This window comes from Blautia sp. HA9023, assembly GCF_056504095.1.
Genome location: NZ_JBWLUR010000008.1, coordinates 539,431 through 565,119 on the forward strand (window position 1 = coordinate 539,431; position 25,689 = coordinate 565,119).

At 44.5% G+C, this 25,689-nt stretch carries 23 protein-coding genes; 18 read left to right on the forward strand and 5 right to left on the reverse strand.

The features are described from left to right. The first annotated feature begins 136 nt into the window (after positions 1–136). From AC04Q6_RS12470 to AC04Q6_RS12480, 3 genes are all read left to right on the forward strand, one after another. Positions 137–1,306, forward strand: coding sequence for a substrate-binding domain-containing protein (locus tag AC04Q6_RS12470; protein ID WP_119247784.1), 1,170 nt, complete (start codon positions 137–139; stop codon positions 1,304–1,306). A gap of 271 nt (positions 1,307–1,577) precedes the next feature. After that, positions 1,578–2,981 carry a rhamnulokinase gene (rhaB, locus tag AC04Q6_RS12475; RefSeq protein ID WP_015527297.1) on the forward strand — a complete coding sequence of 468 codons (1,404 nt, stop codon included), beginning with the start codon at positions 1,578–1,580 and terminating at the stop codon, positions 2,979–2,981. 24 nt (positions 2,982–3,005) lie between these two features. Then, complete coding sequence (locus AC04Q6_RS12480) at positions 3,006–4,424, forward strand: arabinose isomerase (protein ID WP_118061944.1); 1,419 nt, start codon at positions 3,006–3,008, stop codon at positions 4,422–4,424. Between the two features lie 105 nt (positions 4,425–4,529). Here the strand turns inward: AC04Q6_RS12480 and AC04Q6_RS12485 are convergent, their stop codons facing one another. Genes AC04Q6_RS12485 through AC04Q6_RS12495 form a run of 3 tightly spaced genes read right to left on the reverse strand, consistent with a single transcriptional unit; the run spans position 4,530 to position 8,320 of the window. Continuing rightward, entirely contained in the window at positions 4,530–4,913 is a 384-nt protein-coding gene (locus AC04Q6_RS12485; protein ID WP_118061943.1) for a DUF3783 domain-containing protein, read from the reverse strand. Between the two features lie 21 nt (positions 4,914–4,934). After that, positions 4,935–6,758, reverse strand: a complete 1,824-nt coding sequence (locus tag AC04Q6_RS12490; protein WP_118070953.1) for a sensor histidine kinase — start codon at positions 6,756–6,758, stop codon at positions 4,935–4,937. Then, complete coding sequence (locus AC04Q6_RS12495) at positions 6,755–8,320, reverse strand: response regulator transcription factor (RefSeq protein ID WP_174087529.1); 1,566 nt, start codon at positions 8,318–8,320, stop codon at positions 6,755–6,757. Before AC04Q6_RS12495 ends, AC04Q6_RS12490 begins: the two co-directional genes overlap by 4 nt. Before the next feature lie 264 nt (positions 8,321–8,584). Between AC04Q6_RS12495 and AC04Q6_RS12500 the strand changes: the two genes are divergently transcribed. The 5 genes from AC04Q6_RS12500 (at position 8,585) to AC04Q6_RS12520 (ending at position 14,400) form a co-directional block, all read left to right on the forward strand. Continuing rightward, positions 8,585–10,090, forward strand: a complete 1,506-nt coding sequence (locus AC04Q6_RS12500; protein WP_021977413.1) for a sugar ABC transporter ATP-binding protein — start codon at positions 8,585–8,587, stop codon at positions 10,088–10,090. After that, the gene (locus AC04Q6_RS12505) at positions 10,090–11,082 is read left to right on the forward strand and encodes an ABC transporter permease (protein WP_021977412.1); all 993 of its coding nucleotides are present in this window, start codon (positions 10,090–10,092) and stop codon (positions 11,080–11,082) included. The genes AC04Q6_RS12500 and AC04Q6_RS12505 overlap by 1 nt, the downstream gene beginning before the upstream one ends. A gap of 3 nt (positions 11,083–11,085) precedes the next feature. Beyond that, positions 11,086–12,093 (forward strand): ABC transporter permease, encoded by a 1,008-nt coding sequence (locus AC04Q6_RS12510; protein ID WP_021977411.1) that lies wholly within the window; start codon positions 11,086–11,088, stop codon positions 12,091–12,093. Between the two features lie 97 nt (positions 12,094–12,190). Then, positions 12,191–13,258, forward strand: coding sequence for a substrate-binding domain-containing protein (locus tag AC04Q6_RS12515; protein ID WP_021977410.1), 1,068 nt, complete (start codon positions 12,191–12,193; stop codon positions 13,256–13,258). Positions 13,259–13,416: 158 nt separating this feature from the next. Beyond that, positions 13,417–14,400, forward strand: coding sequence for a helix-turn-helix domain-containing protein (locus AC04Q6_RS12520; RefSeq protein ID WP_178744894.1), 984 nt, complete (start codon positions 13,417–13,419; stop codon positions 14,398–14,400). Between the two features lie 99 nt (positions 14,401–14,499). Here AC04Q6_RS12520 and AC04Q6_RS12525 read toward each other — a convergent pair whose 3' ends face one another. After that, a complete protein-coding gene (locus AC04Q6_RS12525) occupies positions 14,500–15,177 on the reverse strand; it encodes a GTP pyrophosphokinase (protein ID WP_118070950.1) in 678 nt (225 codons plus the stop codon). Between the two features lie 557 nt (positions 15,178–15,734). Here AC04Q6_RS12525 and trpE point away from each other — a divergent pair. The 7 genes from trpE (at position 15,735) to trpA (ending at position 22,462) form a co-directional block, all read left to right on the forward strand. Next, positions 15,735–17,222 carry an anthranilate synthase component I gene (trpE, locus tag AC04Q6_RS12530; RefSeq protein WP_118070949.1) on the forward strand — a complete coding sequence of 496 codons (1,488 nt, stop codon included), beginning with the start codon at positions 15,735–15,737 and terminating at the stop codon, positions 17,220–17,222. Beyond that, positions 17,219–17,797: an anthranilate synthase component II gene (locus AC04Q6_RS12535; RefSeq protein WP_021977406.1), complete on the forward strand. Its 579-nt coding sequence runs from the start codon at positions 17,219–17,221 to the stop codon at positions 17,795–17,797. The genes trpE and AC04Q6_RS12535 overlap by 4 nt, the downstream gene beginning before the upstream one ends. Before the next feature lie 104 nt (positions 17,798–17,901). Then, entirely contained in the window at positions 17,902–18,915 is a 1,014-nt protein-coding gene (gene trpD, locus AC04Q6_RS12540; protein ID WP_118070948.1) for an anthranilate phosphoribosyltransferase, read from the forward strand. Between the two features lie 111 nt (positions 18,916–19,026). Beyond that, positions 19,027–19,821, forward strand: coding sequence for an indole-3-glycerol phosphate synthase TrpC (gene trpC, locus AC04Q6_RS12545; RefSeq protein ID WP_118070947.1), 795 nt, complete (start codon positions 19,027–19,029; stop codon positions 19,819–19,821). Continuing rightward, positions 19,818–20,510: a phosphoribosylanthranilate isomerase gene (locus AC04Q6_RS12550; protein WP_118061938.1), complete on the forward strand. Its 693-nt coding sequence runs from the start codon at positions 19,818–19,820 to the stop codon at positions 20,508–20,510. The genes trpC and AC04Q6_RS12550 overlap by 4 nt, the downstream gene beginning before the upstream one ends. 1 nt (position 20,511) lies before the next feature. Then, positions 20,512–21,696 carry a tryptophan synthase subunit beta gene (gene trpB / locus AC04Q6_RS12555; protein WP_118070946.1) on the forward strand — a complete coding sequence of 395 codons (1,185 nt, stop codon included), beginning with the start codon at positions 20,512–20,514 and terminating at the stop codon, positions 21,694–21,696. Beyond that, entirely contained in the window at positions 21,689–22,462 is a 774-nt protein-coding gene (trpA, locus tag AC04Q6_RS12560) for a tryptophan synthase subunit alpha (RefSeq protein WP_118061937.1), read from the forward strand. Before trpB ends, trpA begins: the two co-directional genes overlap by 8 nt. A gap of 113 nt (positions 22,463–22,575) precedes the next feature. Here the strand turns inward: trpA and AC04Q6_RS12565 are convergent, their stop codons facing one another. Next, entirely contained in the window at positions 22,576–23,292 is a 717-nt protein-coding gene (locus tag AC04Q6_RS12565) for a hypothetical protein (protein WP_148707904.1), read from the reverse strand. A gap of 81 nt (positions 23,293–23,373) precedes the next feature. Between AC04Q6_RS12565 and AC04Q6_RS12570 the strand changes: the two genes are divergently transcribed. From AC04Q6_RS12570 to AC04Q6_RS12580, 3 genes are all read left to right on the forward strand, one after another. Continuing rightward, positions 23,374–23,748: a DUF2500 domain-containing protein gene (locus AC04Q6_RS12570; protein ID WP_147343310.1), complete on the forward strand. Its 375-nt coding sequence runs from the start codon at positions 23,374–23,376 to the stop codon at positions 23,746–23,748. Positions 23,749–23,843: 95 nt separating this feature from the next. After that, entirely contained in the window at positions 23,844–24,122 is a 279-nt protein-coding gene (locus tag AC04Q6_RS12575; protein WP_118070944.1) for a hypothetical protein, read from the forward strand. A 92-nt stretch (positions 24,123–24,214) separates the two neighbouring features. Next, positions 24,215–25,675 carry a hypothetical protein gene (locus AC04Q6_RS12580; RefSeq protein WP_147343499.1) on the forward strand — a complete coding sequence of 487 codons (1,461 nt, stop codon included), beginning with the start codon at positions 24,215–24,217 and terminating at the stop codon, positions 25,673–25,675. Positions 25,676–25,689 lie beyond the last annotated feature (14 nt).

Here is a 25,689-nt window from a genome sequence, read left to right on the forward strand (position 1 = left end):
GTGTATAATAAGTAAGGGTGCTGTTTACAGAGAAATGTGAACAGCACCCGATAATCAAAGATGTGAAACGCCAAGGGGTAGCAACGGCGTATGAACATAAAAAACTATATAATATATTTTAAGGAGGAAATATTATATGAAAGCAAAAAAGGTTATGGCATTAATGCTCTGTGCAGCAATGGTAACAAGCATGAGCGCAACAGCAGCTTTTGCAGCTGAGGAGAAAGAAGATGCAGCAACAGAGGAATCCGCAGATTCCACAGCAGCTGAGGATCCTACCGCACAGTTCGACGGACTGAAAGCAAACGAAGCTTATGAGTTCCCGATGATGGTTAAATCTTTCCAGTCTACATACTGGGATGCAGCTCAGGAAGGTATGAAGAAAGCATCTGAGGAGCTGGGCGTTACTTATAAAGCACAGGGACCGAACAGTGAGTCCGATATCGCTGACCAGGTTAACATGATCAACACAGCTATCGGCTCCAATCCTGTTGGATTAGGACTTGCAGCTTGCGATACATCTTCTGTTCAGGATGCTCTTAAGACATGTGCAGAAAAAGGTATCCCGGTTGTAACTTTCGATACAGGTATCGCTGATGCTCCGGAAGGATCTGTAGTATGCGAGGTTTGTACAGACAACGCACAGGCTGGTGCAGTAGCAGCTGAGAATATGTACAACTCCATTAAAGACGTTGTTAAAGATGCTGACGGACAGGTTATCATCGGTGAGGTTAACCAGGATGCAACAGCTCAGAACATTCAGCAGCGTGGTACTGGATTCATCAACAAGATGATCGAGCTTCTTCAGGCTGATGGCAAGACTGTAGCAGTAAGCGGTAACGAGTTCTATGTTAACGCAGCAGAGGGTGCTGATGCTGATGCTAAAGACGCAGACGTTGTTATCCAGGTAGCTGTTCCGGCACAGACAACTGTAGAGCTTTGCTCCACAGAGGCTCAGGCAATCCTTTCCCAGGAGAACTGTATCGCAGTATTCGGTTCCAACCAGGTTTCTGCAGAGGGTGTTCTTGCAGCAAATGCTAACCTTAACGTTCTTGGTTCTGACCCGGCAAACGGTGATGTAGTTGGTGTTGGTTTCGATGCTGGTTCTATCATCAAAGCAGCTGTTAAAGATGGCACATTCATTGGTGCTGTTACACAGTCTCCTCTTATGATGGGATACTATGCAATCTACGCTCTGACAGCAGCAGCAAACGGCCAGAAGCTTGAGGATGTTCCTACAGAGGGTTACTGGTATGATGCAACAAATATGGAAGACGAGAATATCGCACCTAACCTTTATGACTAATCAAATCATATAATTGATAAGATCGTGAAGTTATAATGAACGCGGATTGCGTTCACGGACGTATGAAATAAGAGATCCGCTGGCTGATTCAGTCAGCGGATTTTTTAAACAAATAATGTAGTAGTTCATAAATAATCGCTGTATTATTGGCAAATAAAGACACTTTTTTTGACAAAAGAGGTTCTTATCACCGGAAGGATCCTGATGTATGATAAATACAACATCAGATATGAAAGTGATCAGAAGCTTACATATTGAGGAGGATTTAAAAATGGCAACATATTATTTAGCAGTAGATATCGGAGCATCCAGTGGACGTCACATTCTGGGACATATGGAAAACGGAAAAATGATCCTGGAAGAAATCTATCGTTTTGAGAACGGCATGGTTAAGAAGGATGGAGAGCTCTGCTGGGAGTTTGACCGCCTTTTCAACGAGATTGTAAACGGCCTTAAGAAATGCAAAGAGATCGGCAAGATTCCGGTAAGCATGGGCGTAGATACCTGGGGCGTTGATTTCGTACTTCTTGACAAAGATGACAAGGTTCTTGGTAATACCGTAGGCTACCGTGATCATCGTACAGAGGGAATGGACGAGGAAGTTTATAAGACAATTTCCCTGAAGGATCTGTATGCAAGAACCGGTATCCAGAAAGCAATCTACAATACAGTATATCAGCTGATGGCAGTGAAGAAGAAACATCCTGAGTATCTGGAGCAGGCTGAGACACTTCTTCATGTACCGGACTACTTCCATTTTCTTCTTACAGGCGAAAAAACTTGCGAGTACACAGAGGCAACCACAGGACAGCTTGTATGCCCGACAACCAAGGACTGGGATTATGAGCTGATCGATATGCTGGGATATCCAAGAAAGATATTCCAGAAGCTGATCATGCCTAGCACAAGCATCGGACATTTAACAGACGCAGTGAAGGAAGCAGTTGGCTTTGATCTTGAGGTTGTAGCACCGGCTACACATGATACAGGGTCTGCAGTTCTGGCTGTGCCTGCAAATGATGACGATTTCATTTATATCAGTTCCGGAACATGGTCTCTGATGGGAATCGAGAGAAAAGAAGCAGACTGCTCTGAGAAGAGCTGTGAGATGAACTTCACAAACGAGGGTGGATATGCAGGACGTTTCCGTTATCTGAAGAACATCATGGGTCTCTGGATGATCCAGTCTGTACGTCATGAGTTTGATGATGCGTACAGCTTTGCACAGATCTGCGAGATGGCTGAGGAGGCAAAAGACTTCCCGTCAAGAGTAAACGCAAACGATGAGTGCTTCCTTTCTCCTGAGAACATGACAAAAGAGGTTCAGGACTACTGCCGCAGAACAGGACAGCAGGTTCCGGAAACTCTTGGCGAGATTGCAACCGTTATCTATACAAGCCTTGCAGATTGCTACGCTAAGATCGCAAAAGAAATCGAGGAGATGACAGGAAGAACCTACAGCCGTATCCATATCGTAGGCGGTGGTTCCAATGCAGGATACTTAAATGAGCTGACTGCAAAAGCTACAAAGAAAGAAATCCATGCAGGCCCTGGTGAGGCTACTGCAATCGGTAATATCACAGCACAGATGCTGAAGGCCGAGGAGTTTAAAACGATCGAGGAGGCTCGTACAACCATCCATGAGTCCTTCGGTATCAAAGTATACAAAGCATAAATAAAAATAACTGGAGGTTTTATTATGTTAGTTAACACAAAGGCAAAAGTTGGTGTATTTTCAATTGCTTTAGGCGCATATCTTCCGCAGTTCCCGTCACTGGTGCCGGAATTTGAGGCACAGTACGACGCATTCAAGAAAACGATCCCGGATACAGTAGAGATCGTTGACGGCGGAATGGTGACAACAAAAGAGCAGGCAATGGTGGCAGGAGATAAGTTCCGTGCAGCAGATGTTGACCTTGTATTTCTTCAGATGCTGACATACGCAACATCCTACAACATGCTTCCGGCGATCCGTGATCTGGATGTTCCGGTTGTTCTTGTAAACGTTCAGAAGATCAAAGCGCTGGATTATGAGCACACTGACATTGCCTCCTGGCTGGGTGAAGGCTATGCATGCGGTGCTGTAGGCGAGGCAGTTGCTGACCTTGAGAGAGCAGGCAAGAGACATGCGGTTATCACAGGCGTTGTAGAAGGCGGAGATCCTGCAGTTCAGGCTGAGATCGAAGACTGGTGCAAAGCTGCTCAGGTAAGAAGAAGATTCCGTGAAACTAACATTGCTCAGATCGGAAGACCATACCCGGGTATGATGGATCTTTACATCGATGAGACCAACCTCTATAACAGAATGTTCCTCTACACCAAACAGTTTGACTGGGAGAAAATGTGGGCAATCGCTGACGATATCACAGACGAGGAAGCAATCCGTGCAAAAGCACAGGATATCCTTGACACCTTCGATATCGAGGGCGGCGGCACCATTGAGAAAGTATGGGATATGGCCAAATACGTTGTTGCTTTTGAAAAATGGGTAAAGGACGAACATCTTGGAATGATCGCTTCTCATTACGACGGATTTGCACAGGGTAAAGCAGGAGTCCTTGACAGTATGCTGATCCCGGCTTTCTCCATGCTGATCAAACAGGGTACTGCATGTGCCGTAGAGGGCGATATGAAAGTTGCCATGGCAATGAGTATCTTAAAGACAATTTCCGGTACAGGCCAGCTTTCTGAGATGTACTCCATCGATTTCAACGATGACATCTGCATCATCGGACATTCCGGAAGCGGTGACGCTGACATCTCCGACAAGAAACCAACCATGAAAATCGTGCCGGTATTCCACGGCAAAACAGGCGGCGGATACCTGACACAGTTCTATCCATACACAGGCCCTGTAACCTACCTTGCAATCACTCAGGATAAAGACGGAAACTTCAAGTTCGTTGTAGCTGAGGGTGTAAACGAGGAAGGACCGATCCTTTCCTTCGGTGATACAAACATGAGAACACGTTTCACATGTGGAGCAAGAGAATTTGTAAATCGCTGGAGCGAGGCTGGCCCGACACATCACATGGCAGCTGCTACAGGAAGACACATCGACACAATCCTGAAAGTTGCAAAAATCTTCAACGTACCGGTAGATATCGTAACAAGATAATTATCAGTATCACAAAAAACGATAAATTCTTTCTTATAACCAACCGAAAACATATTCGAAAAAAGGAGACTGCAAATGCGGTCTCCTTTTTTGATGGAAAAATTCTTATTTTTTATGCATCATTGTATGCTCTTTTGTAAGTTCGTCATGGAGCTGAATGGAAGACCAGTGCTGGGTCACAGGGGTGAGCATGGCTTTTAACGAAACCGAAGGAATCGCTTCTTCCCGGAAAAACGCCAGGAACGCATCCATCTGTTCACTGGAAAAATTGTTCAGTACCATCATTTCCTCACTGAAATTTTTGCCCAGATTAAACTGTGCACAGGGCTGAAATCCCGGAAGTTCAAAAAGATATCCCAGAGGATGCAGAAATTCCGGTGTGGTGACGATCCGGACTTTTACTTTCTGACGGTTCAGATAGCGGCGGATCATCCGGAGCCGGTCCGGATCATTGAAATTATATAAAAGTACGGATGATTGTGTGTTCATAAATGATATACCTCCTGTAGATTACTCTTCTCTGTGTGCAGGGAAACGGATTTCAACTTCCGTTCCCTTTCCGGGATTGCTGGAATAGGTAAGACCATAATCTTTTCCATAAAGGATCTGAAGGCGCCGGTGTGTATTGTAAACGGCAATGTTGGTACCGCCGGACTGGCTGTTTCCACTTCCGGAGAGAATTGTTGAAAGGATTTCAGGGGAAATCCCCACACCGTCATCGGAAATCAGAAGAACGATGTCTTTGTTTTCCATCCATCCGGTAATGACAATGGTTCCGGATTTTGACTCTTTTTCCAGGATTCCGTGGAGAATGGAATTTTCCACAACCGGCTGAAGAGTCAGTTTCGGAATCTGATATTCCGACAGCTCATCCGGAATATCCGTGATCAGTTCGATGCTGTCATGATAGCGCATATTCTGGAGCTGTACATAAATCGTCACATGTTCCAGTTCCCTTGCAATGGTAGAGATTCCTTTTTTCCGGCTTAACGTCAGTTTGTAAAAACGGGAAAGACTCTGTACCGCATGGCTGATTTCTTCCGTCTGTCCCTGCAGTGCCATCCAGTTGATCATATCCATGGTATTATAAAGAAAATGGGGATTGATCTGTGCCTGGAGGGAATTAAACTCCGCAATCCGGAGATCTTCTGCAGATTTTGCCTGCTTTTTCATCAGTTCATCCATTTTTCGGGTCATATAATTGTAGGTATCAATCAGATCACCGATCTCATCGTGGGCTTCCGGGCTTTCCATGGGAGTTGGTGGTCCGTGGCGTACGGTCTGCATCTGCCGGATCACAGAAGAAAGTCTTCCGGTGATGGAGTGTGCCAGTATATTGGCAAAAATAAGGGCCAGAACAAGAAAACCTGCGTAGAGCAGTGCAATCTGAAGCATCAGATGATTGCTTTCGTGGATCAGCGGCGGGGCAGGAAGAATTGTAACCATAAACCAGTCTGTATTGGAAATACTGTAAAAGCCGGCATAAACCTTAGTGTCCAGAATGTTTCGCTCAATAAAGTTGTTGGATGACATGAAGGAATCTTTGATGGTGTCGTAATCCAGCCGGTAGATTCCGGACAGTGATTGATCAGAAGTTGCAACGATGGCATCACGTTCATTTACAATATAGGACACGCTTCCCTCCAGAGAAAGATTGTCGGATAAAATATTGTTCAGCTTATCATCGGAAAAGTAAACAGCCAGATAAGCTTTGTAGGCGGTACTGTGGTAGTAAAGGCTCAGGGGACAGATATATGCCATATCTCCGTAATTCTGTTTTTCCTGAGAACCGAGATAGAAGGAAGGGCAGAACATTTCCTGCGGCTCCCGGTTTCCCTGGAAGATACCATACCAGTAAGTACCCTTTGCCTGACTTAAAGGTGCCAGGAGATCTTCTGTATTGGGATAGGCGTTCAGCGATTTCAGATCATCCGGGAAATCCACATAGATCCGCACATCGGTAACAATGGAATCCGTGGTCAGACGCTGAACGGCATTTTTGAAATCAATGGCATGATTGGATGTGGCAAGTTTTTCAGATGAATCGCTGACCGGCATGTAAAAAAGTTCCTGAAAAAAATTCTGGCCGGTGATATTCCGTGTAGTAGCCAGAATCGTATCCATGGTCCGCTCGATGAGAGGCGCAGTCTTTGCGGAGGCATCCTGTTCCTGCCGGATGGTATTGGACACGACCATATTGTACAGTCTTCCGTAAAAAAGAAATACGGTAAGAAATGCGGGAAGCACCACAATACTGATCAGCGCAATGGTGAATTTGGTCTGAAGGCTTAAGTTAAGATAGCCGTTTTTGAAACGGCGCCAGAAGGCCCTCATGACATTTTCTCCCGGTATTCGGACGGGGAGAAACCGGAGTATTTTTTGAAGCTTTTACCAAAGTAATTGCCGTCTGTATAACCTACTTTGGAAGAAATCTCAGAAATTTTGTATCTGGGATCAGAAAGCAGCTGTTTGGCTTTTTCCATGCGGTATTCCGTCAGATACTGATTGAGAGTCTGGCCAGTTTCACTTTTGAAAAAGGTGCATACGTAGGAAGCGGAAAGATATACATGGCTGCTGATATCCTTTACGGAAAGGGTATCATTCATGTAATTCCGGCTGATGTAATCCTTGATCATAAAGATGGTGGAATTTTCCGGCTGGGAATTCCTTGCATCTTCAAAATACTGAGCGGTTTTTTCTTTCAGAGATTCATGAAGCTCTTCGTAGGTAAAAGCATTGTTCAGGGTGTCCATGATCAGATCCTGTTTTTCGTGAAGCCCGGATTCTACCTGATTTTTTTTTCGGGAAGAGGAAAGCGCATTAAACAGCTGATAATAAAGATCACGGATCTGGTTGGGCATAAATGTGTGATTACAGCTGTAATACCGGAAAAGTTCCTCAAGAAACTGAACACAGTGTGTTTCCTCTCCGGCAAGGAGGTATTTGGAAAAAGTATTTTCCGGAGACTGCAGGGAATCCGGAACCGGTCCTTTTGGGGAAAGCTGTTTTATGGTGTTTTCTGTAAGAAATGTTTTTTCCGGAAAGAAAAAGCAATTCTGCAAAAGGATCACGGCGGAAGCGTAGGACTGATAAACTCTGGAAATATCAGTTACCGTATTGCCGGCAGCGATCAGATGTTTTCCACAGCAGTCATATTGCCTGGAAATATAGCTTCCTACGGCGGAAAGTGTAGTCGGGGAAGGCGCATTGCTTCCATATATATGGTGGACCAGATACTGTACTCTTTTTTCCACAAAGAGACATTTCAGGTGATAATGTTCCAGAAAACAGGAAATATCATTCAGGATATCTTCCAGAAAAATACCGGATGATTCTACTCCACTATTGAGTTTCACGATTATGGAAGTAAAATTCATGTCGGGATCAAGAAGCTCCGGCTGTCCGAGTTCCAGACAGAGATCTGCGATCTCACTGTTGTCGGAGGGCGGAAGGGTCAGTTTCTGTGCAAGCCGGGTGGCTGTTTCCTGAGAGTGCAGGGCTTCTTCACGGTGGGAACGAAGCTTCTGCCTGTAAAGAGACTGGGCCTCCAGCACTGCATCCCGTACTTCTTCGGGATGAAGGGGCTTTTCGATATAATTAACAGCTTTTAATTTAATGGCGGCTTTCAGGTATTCTTTATCTGAGTAGCCACTCATGAAGATAGGTACACAGTCCGGCAGAATCTTTTCCAGTCGTTCCAGCATGGCGATGCCGGTCATTCGTGGCATCCGCACATCACAGAGAATGATCTCGGGTTTATGAAGTCTGGCCATTTCCAGCCCGTTCACACCATCGTCAGCCTGAAGGATTTCGGTGATCCCCAGAGAATCCCAGTCGATAGATGAGATAAGTCCGGTACGTGTAAGTTCTTCGTCATCAACGATCAGTAATTTCATAGATAGTTCTCCAATTGGATATAGTTCATAGCCTTGTAAATCAGACATTTACGGTTCTGTTTATATTCACAGAAAACAGAAACGTCAGCGCTATCATTATAGCATAAAATATATAGAAATACGAGAATGCGGTATTGGTTTATGGGTAATATTTTACATAGAAAAGAGGAATATTTTACCCTTATCCAAAAATATTCCCATTATCAGCCAACAGGTGGGATGATAAAATAAAATCAGATCAAAGGAAAGGGAGGAGAAAGAGCCGTGTCAGAATATGTTCTTGAGTTAAAAGGTATTACGAAGATATTCCCCGGTGTCAAAGCTCTGAATAATGTACAGTTCCAGCTCAAACCTGGCGAAGTTCACGCGCTGATGGGTGAGAATGGTGCTGGTAAATCTACGTTTATCAAGGTTATTACCGGAGTACATAAAGCAGAAGAAGGTGAGATGTTCTTAAACGGACAGAAGGTTGACTTCAAAGGTCCGAAGGATGCTCAGGAAGCAGGTATCGCAGCCGTATATCAGCATCCGACATCATACCCGCACCTTACAGTAGCTGAAAATATTTTTATGGGTCATGAGATCATCAAACATCATATGATCCAGTGGAAAGAAATGAACCAGGAGGCAAACAAGTATCTGAAAGAGCTGGATGCAGATTTCGATGCAACCGCTGAGATGGGTACCCTTTCTGTTGCGCAGCAGCAGATGGTTGAGATCGCCAAGGCACTTTCCACAAATGCGAAGATCATCATTCTGGATGAGCCTACAGCAGCACTTACCAGAAACGAATCCGAGAAGCTTTACACACTGGTTGACAAGCTGAAAGAGAATGGCGTTTCCATTATCTTTATTTCTCACCGTTTTGAGGATATGTACCGTCTGGCTTCCAGAGTTACCGTATTCCGTGATTCCCAGTATATCGGAACCTACGATGTAAACGGAATCACAAATGCAGATCTGATCAAGGCAATGGTTGGCCGTGAGATCAATGATCTGTTCCCGAAACCGGAAGTTGAGCTGGGAGATGAGATGCTTCGTATCGAACATCTTTCCAGAACAGGATTTTTCAAGGATGTGTCCTTCAATGTACGTGCAGGTGAGATCGTAGGTCTTACCGGTCTGGTTGGTGCAGGACGTACAGAGGTTGTGGAAGCTGTCTGCGGAATCACCCGTCCGGATGAAGGAAAAGTTTTCCTTGAAGGAAAAGAGGTTTACATCAAGACTCCTTCCGAGGCAATGGAAAAAGGTATCATCCTTCTTCCTGAGGACAGACAGAAGGAAGGCCTGATCATGAGCTGGGGACTTGGAAGAAACGTAACACTTCCGGTCATCAGTAAATATGCAAAATCCGGATTCAACGACGAGAAGACAGAAAGAGAAATTTCCAAGAAGCTTCTTGAGGAAGTAGATACCAAGGCAGTTGATATCTTCCAGCCGGCAAGCTCCCTGTCAGGTGGTAACCAGCAGAAGGTTGTAGTTGCCAAGGCACTTGCACAGGAAATGAAGGTTGTTATCATGGATGAGCCTACCAAGGGTGTTGACGTTGGTGCGAAAGCCGAGATCTATGCGATCATGGGAGATCTGGCAAAGAAAGGCTATGCGATCATTCTGATCTCCTCCGAGATGCCGGAGATCCTGGGTATGGCAGACCGTATCATCGTTATGTGTAACGGCCGTAAGACAGGTGAACTGAACAGAGGAGAGGCAACACAGGAGGGTATCCTTGAGCTGTCCATGGAAAAGAGCACTGGAAAGGGGACTAAATAATGGAAAAGAAATCTGTCATCAAGAAGATTACAGGCTCCCGAGAGGCTCTGCTGGCAATTATCGTAATCGTGCTGTTTGCAGTTGTCACAGCGATCAGCCCGTCATTCCTTACGCCGAAGTCACTCATGGAGATGCTGAAAAATAATGCAGTAACAATGGTAATGTCACTTGGTATGCTGTGTGTCATGCTGGTAGGCGGAATCGATATTTCCATCATGTCAACTCTGGCACTTTCCGGTATGTCCATTGGTATGCTCCTGAAATACGGACATATCACAAGTACATTACTTGCTTTCATCATTGCAATGGCAATCGGTATTGCCTGCGGACTTGTTGTAGGTCTTGTGATCTCAAGAGCAAACGTTCCGCCGATCATTGCAACCATGGGCTTTATGTACATCTACAGAGCAATGGGATATCTTGTTTCTCACGGTGGTGAGTGGGCAAGTGCCGCAGCTCTTGGTGATTTCAAAAATTTTGCAACATCCACATTTCTTGGAATTAACAAAGTAATCTGGGTAATCATCATTTGTTATGTAGTATTCTTCTTCTTTATGAAATGGACAAGAACAGGACGAAGAATCTACGCAGTAGGAAGTAATGCAAGTGCAGCACAGGTTTCCGGTATCAATGCAAAGAATATCAACCTTCTTGTATATGTGATCATGGGATTCCTCGCAGGTCTTGGCGGAGCACTTCAGGTTTCTGTTTATGCTTCTGCAATGCCTGATATGCAGTACGGTGGTGAGATGGATGTCATCGCAGCCTGCGTTATCGGTGGTGTAAGCATGAGCGGTGGACGTGGAACAGTAGTAGGTGCATTCCTTGGTTCCATTATCCTTGCAACCATCGCAAAAGCTCTTCCACTTGTAGGTATCAGCTCCCTGTGGCAGAACATGATCAAGGGTGTTATCATCCTGGTAGTAGTTGTGATCAATGTTATCCTGCAGAGGATCGCAGACAAAAATGCATTAAAGGGAAGGGAGATGTAAATCATGGCTGGAAAATCTGGAAGAAGTATTAACAATGTGCCGGAAAATCCGATGAAACACATCATATTCAGTTGGGAAGGCATCCTGGTCATTCTCTTTATCCTGGTAAATATTTTCTGCGCATCATTTTCTGAATTTTATAATCTGAAGAGTGTTCTTCGTCAGATGCCGGTTTACCTTGCAGAGGTATTCATGATGTTCCCGATGGCGTACATCCTGGTATTAGGCGAGATCGATATTTCTGTTGGTGCGATCGTGTGTCTCTCCGCAACTTTAAGCTGCATGGTCTGCAACACAAACGCTCCATTCATTGTAGTAGTACTTACAGCACTGGTTGTTGGTGCCCTCTGCGGTGCGGTTAACGGATTTATCCTTACCCGTTTCAAGGAGCTTCCTCCAATGATCGTAACACTGGCAACACAGATCATCTTCCGTGGTATCGCTGAGGTAACACTTGGAGCCGGCGGAAGTATCGCGATCACAAACACAGATGGTTTCCGTGCCATTGGTGGAAAAGTCGGACAGGTTCCATACATTCTTTTCCTGGTACTGATCCTTGGTGTCCTCTTTGCAATCTTCCTTGGAAAGAGCACATTCGGACGTCGTACCTATGCGATCGGAACAAACCGTGTGGCAGCTTATTATGCTGGTGTTCATGTTGAAAAGATCCGTTTCATCATCTACACAGTTATGGGTCTTATGTCTGGACTTTGTGCACTGTTCCTGGTATCATCTTCTTATGGTGCCAATACAACAACCGGTAACGGATTCGAGATGGATGCCATCGCAATGGCAGTATTCGGAGGTATCTCCTCCACAGGTGGTAAAGGTAACCTGGCCGGTGGTATCATTTCCGCATTTATCATCGTATGCTTACGAGTTGGTCTTGGACAGAAGAACGTAAACGCACAGGTAATCCTTCTGATCATCGGTGTACTTCTGGTAGCAGCAGTAGCTCTTCCAAACATCATCGGCGATGTAAAAAAAGCAGTCGCAATGAAGAAAAACTAAATATCAATTTTGAAACCCATATGATTGTTAGCTGCCTCCATTGGTGTAGCGGGGCAGCAGCATATAAAAAATTATATTCTTATAGGGAGGAACAAAAATGAAAAAAAAGGTAATTAGCGCAATCCTTTGTGGAGCAATGGTTCTTGGTACAGTTTGCCCGGTTCTCGCAGCAGATGACAAAAAAGACGATACTAAGACAGAAGCAGCAGCTGGCGATTCCGCAAAAGACAAAAAGATCGCTCTGGTTGGTAAAGCAGCTGGTAACGCATTCTTCGAGATCGCAGCGAAATCTTTCCAGGAGACTGTAGAGGCTGAAGGCGGCGAAGTTCAGGTCGTTTATCCTGAGACAGCTACCGCTGATGCACAGATCAAAGTTCTTGACAACCTGATTTCTCAGGACTTCGATGCAATCTGTATCTCCGCGAACGATGTTAACGCTCTTCAGGCTAAACTTGAGGAAGCTATGGATGCAGGAATCAAGGTATCTTCCTTCGACTCCGCACCGAACAAAGACAGCCGTGAGATTTTCGTAAACCAGGCTGGTACAAAAGAAGTTGCTCAGGCACTTATGGATGCAGTTCTTGATATTTCCGGTGGTGAGGGACAGTTCGCAATCCTTTCCGCTACATCTCAGTCCGCTAACCAGAATGCATGGATCGACGCAATGAAGACCATCATGGAAGGCGATGACAAATACAGCAAACTTGAGCTTGTAGACGTTGTATACGGCGATGATGAGCCACAGAAATCTACAGACCAGACAGCAGCTCTTCTTCAGAACTACAAAGATCTGAAAGTTATCTGCGCACCGACAACTGTTGGTATCGCAGCAGCTGCTAAATATCTTCAGGATAACGGATCTGAGTGCAAACTGACAGGTCTTGGACTTCCGTCTGAGATGCAGGAGTACACAGGTGATGATGCAGATCATTCCTGCCCATACTTCTATCTGTGGGATATGCAGGGCCTTGGAAAACTCAGCGCTTACACAACAATCGCTCTGATCAACGGTGACATCACAGGTGCCAAAGATGACAAGTTCACAGCTGGCGACCTTGGTGACTACACAATCACAGACGCTGATGACGGCGGTACAGAAGTTGTACTTGGCGCACCTCTGAAATTCGATACAAGCAACATCGAAGAGATGGCTAAACTGTACTAATCATATGATAAATCCTTTGGAAATGGCGGAGTCTTTGGACTCTGCCTTTTTCTTTTGTGCAGCCGGAAAAGGATCAGTGGGTGATTTCAGTTGTACTCCCGTGAAGGTAGTGCTAAAATGAGAGCAACAGGACAATGACAGACAAAGGAGCAGGATACATGCAGCAGGCTTTACTGGATCAGCTGAGAAAAATAACCGAAGAAGAACGTAAGATCCTGGACGGAGAAGCAGAGGTAAACAAAGATCTCTACACTTCCGGCCGGGATTTCACTGTGGACAGCCGTAAGATGCTGAAAGAAGGCAGGCTGATCGCTGTGCGTACACACACACGTTTTGTGTATTTTCCGGCACACCGGCATAATTTTGTAGAGGTGTTGTATGTGTGTGAGGGATCACTCACCAATATCATCGATGGAAAAAAAGTCGTGGTGAATAAAGGCGAGCTGCTTTTTCTCAACCAGTTTACAAAGCATGAGATTCTGAAAGCGGGACAGAATGATATTGCCATCAATTTCATGGTGCTGCCGGAGTTTTTTGATGTAGCTTATTCCATGACTGGCAATGACAATATGCTGGCGGATTTTCTGGTAAATGTTCTGCGTCAGGATGAGGAACGTGGCGAATATCTTCACTTTAAGGTTGCAGAGGTCCTGCAGATCCAGAATCTTCTGGAAAATATCATCTATTCTCTGGTAAACGGCGAAGAAAACCGGGAACGGATCAACCAGACCACAATGGGCCTGATCTTTATGTATCTGGTGGAATCCGTACAGTATGTGGAGATGCGCCTTCCCAATCAGTACGAAAATATGATCTCCATGACAACCCTGGATTATATTGAGCAGAAGTACCGGACAGCTACTCTGACAGAGCTGTGCACCAGGCTTCATCTGCCCATGCATGTACTAAGCAAGATGATCAAGAAAAGCACAGGATTTAACTTCAAGGAACTTCTTCAGAGAAAACGCCTGAACAAGGCCGTGGAGCTGATGTGTGAGACGGATCTTCCGATCAGTGATATTATTGCTGCTGTGGGATATGAGAATAACAGTTATTTTCACAGAGTATTTAAGGAACATTACCATATGACACCCAGGGTATTCCGTGTGAAGAACAGTGAAAAAGAACAGGTGAGGTTGTAGAATTCCATATTATAAAAAATGCCATACCATAACCAGTGGGTTGAACAGAGTTGGAATATGGTGTGGCATTTTGTGTTCGCGGGCGATGCGCAGGCAGGATCAGATATCGTGAAACTGTCCGATCTTATCTTTGATCCGCTGCATTTCATTATCCATATCAATGACAGCGCGGGCGCAGTTTAGAAGCTCAGTGCTGACTTCCTCGTAACCATCCATTTCTTCGATATTCTGCTTATATCTGAGCTGATGTTCCAGGGTAGCCCAGAAATCCATACCATTGGTACGAATCTGGATCTCCGCACGCATGGGTGTTTTTCCCTTGGAGAAGAACACAGGAATTTCCACGATTATGTGGTAGCTGCGGTAACCGTTTGGTTTGGGATTTTTGATATAGTCTTTTACTTTGATGATGGTGATGTCGTCCTGTTTGGCAATGAGATCCGCAATGGTGTAGATATCATCAATAAAAGCACAGACAACACGGATACCGGCTACGTCATTGAGCTGGTTCTGGATATTCTCGGCAGTGAAGTCGTAACCCAGTTTTTTCAGTTTCTTGTAGATACTTTCCGGTTTTTTGATTCTGGTCTTGATAAAAGAGATCGGGTTACGTTTATATTCTACGGAAAATTCATCATTGAGAACTTCCAGTTTGGTACGTACCTCACGGACAGTACAGCGGTACATCATCATCAGATCATTAAATCTTGCGGAATTTTTGATAAAAACCTGTGGATCTGGGGTATCCAGCCAGGTGTTTGCATTTTTTTCAGCCATGGTATTTTGTGGTAAAACTCCCTTCGTAAGTAGGTTTTGTGATAATCACACTGTCACAATTATAGAATAAAATGACGATTTTTTCAACTTTTGTATTGACATATTAAAAATCCTGTGCTATTTTATATAAAAAGTTTAATAGAGTAAACCACTAAACCGTTGAAGCGGAGATAAAGGTATTCATGCGCGCACAGAGAGTCCGGGAGGGTGAGAGCCGGGCCGAGAAGCAGTTTACTAAATGGACCGCGGAGGGCACAGGGAAAGGTATTATGGATACCGAGTATTCTGTGACGTGAAGGCATACGTCAGTTGCCGGGAATATGCAGGTATTCCGCTAAGTGCACGGGTCGAACCGTGAATCAGGGTGGCACCGCGGGTGATTTTGAATTTGACGCTCGTCCCTGGCAGAACCAGATTCTGCCGGAGACGGGCGTTTTTGGATTCTAATTTCGAAGAAATTGGAATCCATGAACAAGTAGCGAATGCGGATTGCGAATGTCCAGTACCGTACCGTCTCCTCCGGCAAAAGAATGAAAAGAACTCAGGAGGGCCTGTATATGTATCCAACATTAGAAAAAATCAAGAATATTGCACAGTCAGGCGAATACCGGCGCATCCCCGTATGCAGGGAGGTGTATTCCGACCGTTATACACCTGTAGAAGTCATGAGAACCTTACGCACAGCCAGCAGACACTGCTATCTTCTGGAAAGTGCCAGCCAGACAGAGGTATGGGGCCGCTATTCCTTCCTGGGATATGAGCCATCCATGGAGATCACCTGTACAGACGGAACTCTTCAGATCCGGAAGATCCACGAGGACAGAAGCGAAGAAAAAACCGTACAGCAGGTGAAACATCCGGGAGATGCTATCCGCCAGATCCTGAAAGAATACAAAAGCCCGGTGCTGGAAAATATGCCTACATTTACCGGTGGCCTGGTAGGATATTTTTCCTACGATTATATCAAATACAGTGAGCCAAAACTGGAGCTTACCGACAAGACAGTACAGGATTTCCGCGATATGGATCTGATGCTTTTTGACCAGGTAATTGCCTTTGATCATTACAGACAGAAGGTACTGCTGATCACCGGTGTGATGACTGATGACCTGGAAAACTCCTACAGGAAAGCCGAAGAGAAGTTAAAAGAGATGGCAGATCTGATCCGAAACGGAAAACAAAAGGAATTCCCGTCGCTGAAACTGAAATCCTCCATTGAACCACAGTTCCCCAAAGAAAAATACTGTGAGATGGTAGAAACCGCCAAACATTACATTCACGAAGGAGATATCTTCCAGGTGGTTCTTTCCAATCCCATGAGGGCAAAAGCGGAAGGAAGCCTGTTTGATACCTACCGGGTCCTTCGTGCTACGAATCCTTCTCCGTATATGTTTTATTTTTCCAGCGATGATATTGAGATCGCTGGAGCTTCGCCGGAAACTCTGGCCAAGCTTACCGGAACGGAATTAAGCACCTTCCCGTTGGCAGGAACCAGACCGAGAGGCAAGACAAAAGAAGAAGATCTGGAGCTGGAAAGAGGACTTCTCGCCGATGAAAAAGAACGTGCCGAGCACAACATGCTTGTGGATCTTGGACGAAACGATATCGGAAAGATCAGTAAGATCGGTACTGTAAAAGTAGAAAAATATATGTGCATCGAGCGTTTTTCCCATGTGATGCATATCGGTTCCACAGTTACCGGCCAGATCCGGGATGACAAGGATGCAGTGGATGCAGTAGATGCCATCCTTCCGGCAGGAACTCTTTCCGGAGCACCGAAGTTCCGTGCCTGCCAGATCATCCAGGAGCTGGAACAGAGCAAACGTGGTATTTACGGCGGTGCCATCGGATATCTGGATTTCGCCGGAAACCTGGACACCTGCATTGCCATCCGCCTGGTTTATAAAAAGAAAGGCGAGATCTGCATCCGGTCCGGAGCCGGGATCGTGGCAGACAGTGTTCCGGAAAATGAATTCCAGGAATGCTGCAACAAAGCAAGGGCCGTTGTACAGGCAATCGAAACAGCACAGGAGGGACTGGAATGATAGTACTGATCGATAATTATGATAGCTTTTCCTATAATGTTTACCAGCTGATCGGTTCTGTGGAGCCGGATATCAGGGTCGTACGAAATGACGAAGTAACCATACAGGAGCTGGAGGATATGAAACCGGAAGCCCTGATCCTTTCTCCGGGCCCGGGGCGTCCGGAAGATGCGGGAATCTGCATTGAATCCATAAAATATTTCAAAGACAGGCTGCCGATCCTGGGTATCTGCCTTGGGCATCAGTCCATCTGTGAAGCATTTGGAGGTACCGTCTCCTATGCAAAAGAGCTGATGCACGGCAAGCAGAAGGAAATCCATAAAGTTGGTGAGAGTCAGATATTTGAGGGATTGCCGGATACTTTCCTGGCAGCCAGATATCATTCACTGGCAGCGCTCCGGGATACGTTACCCGAAGAACTGGTCGTTACCGCAGAATCTGAGGACGGAGAGGTGATGGCACTGGAACATAAAAAATATCCGATCTTCGGATTACAGTTCCATCCGGAATCGGTTATGACACCAGATGGAAAAACGATGATCGAAAACTTTATGAAAGTTGTAAGGGAAAAGTAAAATTGAACAGAAACTGTCCCGGATAACGGACAGTACGGAAGTTGTAAGACAGAGAATGGTAATCCATAAAAGATAGGATCGTTACAGAACAGGAGGGAACAAGAATGATCAGAGAAGCAATCATCAAACTTTCAAAAAAAGAAGATCTTAGATATGACGAAGCAGAATCCGTAATGAATGAGATCATGGATGGAGCGGCAACACCGGTACAGATGGCATCCTACCTGACCGCACTTTCCATGAAAGGCGAAACCATTGATGAGATCACAGCATCTGCAGCAGGTATGCGTGCACACTGCATCAAACTTCTTCACGATATGGATGTCCTGGAGATTGTAGGAACCGGCGGTGACGGAGCAAACTCCTTCAACATTTCCACAACTTCTTCTCTTGTGATCGCGGCAGGAGGCGTTCCGGTTGCAAAACACGGAAACCGTGCAGCATCCTCCAAGAGCGGAGCCGCAGATGTTCTGGAAGCTCTTGGCGTAAAGATTACCATTCCGCCAGAAAAAAGTGCCGAAATCCTGAAAAAGATCAACATTTGTTTCCTGTTCGCACAGAATTATCACATTGCCATGAAATATGTGGCACCGATCCGAAAAGAGCTGGGAATCCGTACAGTATTTAATATCCTCGGACCATTAAGCAACCCGGCAGGTGCAAACATGGAGCTGATGGGAGTCTTCGATCAGTCACTGGTAGAGCCTCTGGCGCAGGTTATGATGAAACTTGGCGTGAACCGTGGAATGGTTGTTTTCGGACAGGACAAGCTGGATGAGATCTCCATGAGTGCACCGACTTCTGTATGCGAGATCAAGGATGGATGGTTCCAGTCCTACGAGATCACACCGGAGCAGTTCGGTTACACTCGCTGCAGCAAAGAGGAACTTGCAGGTGGCACACCGGCAGAAAATGCAGAGATCACAAAAGCCATTGTAAACGGAACCGAAAAAGGCCCGAAGCGTCAGGCTGTATGCATGAACGCAGGTGCCGCACTTTATATCGCAGGAAAAGCAGAGAGCCTGGAAGCCGGCGTGAAGATGGCAGAAAATCTGATCGACAGCGGAGCCGCCGCAGCGAAGCTTGAGGAATTTATCAGATTAAGCAATGAAATTTGAGGATAATGGCGGGAGGAGAGGAATCGGCAACCCCATTAATTGAAATATTAAGTTGTCAGACTCCTTGAAATTGCCGAATGAGAGTTGAAATATCGAGGAGACAAACAAAGAATGAGTGAAAAAAACATTCTGGAAGAAATCGCAGAAAAGACAAGAAAACGTATCCAGAAGGAAAAAATTCAGCTTCCTCTGGAACAGCTGAAAGCTCTGGCAGAAAAAGCACCACAGCAGCCTTCCTTTCTGGAAGCCCTGAAAAAACCGGGCATGTCCTACATCTGTGAAGTAAAAAAAGCATCCCCCTCCAAGGGGCTGATCGCACCGGATTTTCCATATGTGGAAATTGCGAAAGAATACGAGGCAGCAGGTGCATCCGCAATCTCCTGCCTTACAGAGCCTTTTTATTTCATGGGAAGTGATACTTATCTTCGTGAGATCACGGAAACGGTGGATATCCCGGTCCTCCGGAAAGACTTTACGGTGGATAAGTACATGATCTATCAGGCAAAAGCATTTGGCGCATCGGCAGTGCTTCTGATCTGCACCATTCTGGATGATCAGGAACTCCTGGAATACAGAGAGCTGGCAGAATCTCTGGGAATGGATGCACTGGTGGAAGCCCACGATGAGGAAGAAGTGGCAAGAGCACTGAAAGCAGGAGCGAAGATCGTCGGTGTAAATAACCGTGATCTGAAAACCTTCAAAGTTGATATGAATAACAGCATCCGTCTTCGAAACCTGGCACCGTACAATGTGGTATTTGTTTCCGAGAGTGGCATCAAAAATGCCGGAGACATTGCCATCCTGGAAAGAAACCGGGTAGGCGCCGTTCTGATCGGTGAAACCCTGATGAGAAGCCCGGACAAAAAAGCGGCGTTGGAAGAGTTAAATGGCGGAGCACTGAGATGAAAACAGAACAGAACAACACCATACGACAGGAAAGAGGCTGTGCGGATCGGAAACAGCAGGAGAAGCCGGTCAGAACCAGGATCAAGATCTGCGGCCTTACCCGCCTGGAGGACATTCAGGCAGTTAATGAAGCAAAACCAGACTTCTGTGGATTCATTGTAGAATTTCCAAAAAGCAGAAGAAACGTCACAGGAGCTCAGTTACGAACTCTCCGGGAAAAGCTGGATGAGAGTATTTTGCCGGTAGGCGTATTCGTCAATGCACCGGTGGAACTTCCCGCACAGCTTTTAAACGAAGGAACCATTTCCCTGGCACAGCTTCACGGACAGGAAAACGAAGATTATATCAGACAGCTTAAGATTATGACAGACCAGCTTCTGATAAAAGCTTTTTCCATAAAAACAGAAGAAGATGTAAAGCGGGCGATCCGTTCGGAAGCAGATTACATTCTTCTGGATCAGGGAGCCGGGGGCACCGGTGAGACCTTTGACTGGAGCCTGGTACCGTCCATAAAACGTCCCTGGTTTCTGGCCGGAGGCCTTGGGTGTGATAATTTGGAAACAGCCATAAAAATGCTTCATCCCTGGGCTGTGGACTTAAGCAGCAGTGTAGAAACCGATGGGCACAAAGACCCGGATAAAATAGTGAAAGCGGTACAGACCGTGAGGAACATAAAGGAGGATTTTTAACATGTCAAAAGGAAGATTCGGCATCCATGGCGGACAGTACATCCCGGAAACACTGATGAACGCCGTTCTGGAGCTTGAGGAAGCATACAACCATTACAAAAACGACCCGGAATTCAACCGCGAGCTCACAGAGCTTCTCAATGAATACGCAGGAAGACCTTCCCGTCTTTACTATGCGGCACACATGACCGAAGATCTGGGCGGAGCCAAAATCTATCTGAAACGTGAGGATCTGAACCACACAGGTGCACACAAGATCAATAATGTATTAGGTCAGGTGCTTCTGGCAAAAAAAATGGGAAAGACCCGTGTCATTGCAGAGACCGGTGCAGGTCAGCACGGCGTGGCAACTGCAACCGCAGCAGCGCTGATGGGCATGGAATGTGAAGTCTTCATGGGAAAAGAGGATACCGAGCGTCAGGCCCTAAATGTATACAAAATGCGTCTCCTCGGAGCGAAAGTCCATGCAGTCACAAGCGGAACCGCAACTTTAAAAGATGCCGTTTCCGAGACTATGCGTGAGTGGACAAACCGTATCGCAGACACCCACTATGTACTGGGATCTGTTATGGGACCCCACCCGTTCCCGACTATTGTCCGTGATTTCCAGGCAGTTATTTCCAAGGAGATCAAAGAGCAGGTGCTGGAAAAAGAGGGCAGACTTCCGGATGTTGTCCTGGCCTGCGTAGGCGGCGGCTCCAATGCCATCGGAACTTTTTATAATTTTATTGATGACAAAGATGTCCGTCTGATCGGATGTGAGGCAGCAGGCCGCGGTGTGAATACTGCAGAGACTGCAGCAACCATCGCAACCGGCCGTCTGGGAATCTTCCATGGTATGAAATCCTATTTCTGCCAGGATGAGTACGGACAGATCGCACCGGTATACTCCATCTCCGCAGGTCTGGATTACCCGGGCGTAGGACCGGAGCATGCACACCTTTATGACATCGGAAGAGCAGAATATGTGCCGGTAACCGATGATGAGGCAGTAGATGCATTTGAGTATCTTTCCAGAACAGAAGGAATTATTCCGGCAATTGAAAGTGCTCATGCAGTAGCCTATGCGAAAAAGATCGCACCAACACTTGGAAAAGACAAGATCATGGTAGTTACCATTTCAGGACGTGGAGATAAAGACTGTGCGGCAATCGCCCGCTACAGAGGGGAGGATATTCATGAATAAGAGAATTACAGAAGCTTTTGCAAACGGAAAGGCATTTATTCCTTTTGTAACCTGCGGAGATCCGTCACTGGAGGTTACCGAGCAGCTGGTATATGCAATGGAAGAAGCAGGCGCAGACCTGATCGAGCTTGGAATTCCGTTTTCAGACCCTACCGCAGAGGGACCGGTGATCCAGGAAGCCAATGTCCGGGCACTGTCCGGCGGAGTCACTACAGATAAAATTTTTGCAATGGTAGAAAAAATCCGTAAAAATACAAAAATTCCCATGGTGTTTATGACCTATGCCAACGTAGTATTTTCTTATGGAACGGAACGCTTTATCAAAAAAGCAGCAGAGATTGGAATGGACGGGCTGATCCTTCCTGATGTTCCGTTCGAAGAAAAAGAAGAGTTCGACGCTGTCTGCAAACAGTACGGCCTGGATCTGATCTCCCTGATCGCGCCGACCTCCCATGAACGAATTGCCATGATCGCCAAAGAGGCAGAAGGTTTTGTGTACTGCGTATCTTCGCTTGGAGTTACAGGAATGCGAACCAACATCACAACCGACATCGGGGCCATGGTAAAACTGGTAAAATCCCAGAAAGACATTCCATGTGCAGTAGGATTCGGAATTTCCACTCCGGAGCAGGCAAAAAAAATGGCCGATCAGTCCGATGGTGCTATTGTTGGATCAGCTATTGTGAAGCTCTGCGGAGCCTACGGCAAAGACTGCGTGCCGAAGGTGAAGGCGTATGTGAAAGAGATGAAGGATGCCATAAGATAATTGAGCTGTTATGGATATTTATATAGTTGAAGACATAGGAGCATAATAAAAAGAATGCTGTTCTATCATCAAATGAAATGATGGGACGGCATTCTTTTTGTTTCCCTCATATATTATTTTGATTCCAATTGACGGATCATACGGTTAATGATCGCAGCAGATTCTTCCGGTGTGTAATAAACATCCGGGTCCATATTTGTCAGGAAATCCTGAAAAATCTGAAGGATAAACGGTTCAGTGATCGCAAAGCACATATGCTCTCCGGCATTTGTCTGATAGGTAAGGGAACACGTATTTCCACAAAGAGCCATTCGAAGATTTTCAGACAGATGATTCAAAGGTTTTTTCAGGATCCGATAAGCACCCTTCTGACAGCACTGAGCGATTTCATGAAGGATACGGATACGCTGTTTCACAGTCAGAGGATGGTAAAACGTGGATGGGATTTCTTCGAATAATCCATCCTGTAGAAAGCGTGTCATACCATATTCTGTAAAGTATATGATGAATTTTTCATCTTTGATCCTCTGCATATTATCGATAAATAAAGCATCTGCCATAGAGATAACAGCATCTGCTCCGGGAATATTGTAATTAAAAATCTCTTCCAGCAGATCTCTTCGCAGAAATGGTAAAATACATGCTTCAGGCTGGATAAAGATTGTCACATCGGCAGAAGCCCTTGTGTTTGCAACAAACTGAAAAAGGGACGGCAGATCATCTGCGACAATAGGAAATGTCTGGAATACAGGCTGGCAGAGATCCTGATGGGAGCGGAAAAGATTCCACAACGCCTGTAAAATTTCCGAATCCTGATATAAGATCCCCATCTGGTAATCGGAAGAACACGTGATTGCATATAAAAATAATATATTAATATTTTCTAAAGAGAAAGAGTGTGAGGTGGAAAAATGACGATTAGAGTTAGCAGATATAATATGGATGATCTTATAGCTTTATTTCCAGTTTTATTTGGAATATTAATAGCTATGGCAATTTTGGCATGGGTAGCGGTTTATTTTGTGAAAAGAATGGATAATAATAAACCTTTAATTACAAGAAGAGTTAAAATTTTGGAAAAAATATACAGCCTTGGAGAGATTGAATGGTATGTTGTTGAATTTGAAAATGGAGAACGTTTAAAACTTAGAAATCTTAATGCACATAAGATGATTCTCTCAGCTGGCGATGTTGGTATCCTCAGATATAAAGGAATGACTATTGAAGCATTTCAAAGAGAAGGAATGAGAAATCAAAATACTCATCAGTTTGGAAGCTGGGGATGAGAAATAAAACAGAAATGGGACGGTGTTTTCTGGTGCTCAAGCCATATTTCTCCGTCCCATTGGCTATTTTAAAGGAAATAAAAGGAGAGAGCAAAATGAGTAAGAAAGTAGTAAGAATATTAACTATGTTGGGAGTGATTTTTTTCCTTTTTATGGGTAAAGCATATGATTATGGTGCAGAGTCTCAGCACGGAGTACCGTATTCAACTGGCTATGTTGTAGATGGAAAATATAATTCTATACATAGTGGAGTATTAGGAGGAAATCAAAAAAGAGAGAATGATTTCAGCAGAGGAGCTACTATTTTTTATGGCCTTGGAGGAGTATGTGGTGTTATTTTTGCTGGAACATTTTTAGGACGCAGAAAAAGATAAGAGACTGTGAACAATAAAAATGATATAGACGATTGATGCTAAAAATCAGTTATTGTATTGATGGATATTTATGGAGAAAGGTGAGAAAGAAAATGCACAAGAAAAAATATTGTTTTATAATAATAACTTTAATTTGCTCTGCATTTATGATAACGGGATGCTCAAATAATAGAAATGTGAAGAATGGAGAAAGAGAGGAAGAGACAGCAACAGAGAGCAGTTCGAGTGAGAATACTGTAACTAATACAGAAAATAATACAGAAAACGTAGCGGAGACATCTTTTAATGTCAGGATAAATTACAGATTTAATGAAGGTGTGGAATGGATACAGGGAGATGCAGATGACTTGGGTTCGGGTTATGCATGTATTGACAAGGAAGGTAATGCTCTCTTTTTTGTGAATGAATCTGAGATATCAAATATTTCACCTTTTTCAAATGGATATTCTTTTATAGAAACAGAAAATGCTGTTTATCAGATTGATTTAAATGGAAACATAATAAATAAATATGATATATCTGATAATATTAAAGCGAAAGCATATGATGGAGGACAAATTTGGATAGAAGAATATAATTCGAATTTTGACAGTGCAGGATATGTATATAAATTATATGATGAAAGTGGAAATGAAATTACAGAATTTTCCATAGAAGGTACAGACCCTGTTAACGAAATTACATATTGCGGAAAAGGTGTATGGAGTTATGGAAATCTGAACAATGATGGAAACTGGGTTCGAATGTATTATTGTACACAGGGCAACAAATGGGTAGAGAAAACTACTTCATCGGATGATAATGTTTACTTTTATGAAGATACAGCGGTTTTGGGATTTGATTATGAAGATCCGAATGTTACAGGTTATAGATCGAAGATGATTTTAATGGATATAATGGGAAATTTGAATGAAATAGCTATAACCGGAGATTTAGGATGGAACTGGGGAAGTGATAATTATATAAATGAGGGATATTGTATATTGGAGGACTATGGAGATCACTTGGTTTCTTATAATGTTTCGTCAGGTGAATTTAAAGTAATGGATAATGAATATGCTGAAAAAATCAGAATGGCTGCTTTACCGGACAATTTGGTATTTGAAGATGGCTGCGTTGCACTTCCTTTAAGAGGAAATGATGAAAAAGATTATGTAGCGCTTTTTGACACATCGTGGAATATTATAGGAGAACCAATTCAAGGTACCAGATATGATTTTTCGGAAGGAAAATTAATAGTTGAACAGAATATCTCATCAGAAAATCAGGAAGGAACACATCTGGAAGCTATAGTTTATAATACCAGGGAAGAAAAGATATTCAGCGCATTTGAAAAAGGTTATGCAACTATTACTTTTTATAAAGATGGAGTTGCTTATATTTTGGATGAAACTGCCGGGGCATTGATGAGAACTGCGGCAGGCAGACTTCAAACAGCGAGAGAGTTTTCTGATATCCCGCTGGATCGTAGTTGGAAATGTGTTAATGAAAATGGTGACTATCTTTTTGATACAATTAACATGGGGAATATAAAAACAATTGAATTAATCTAAACATTACGGGTCAG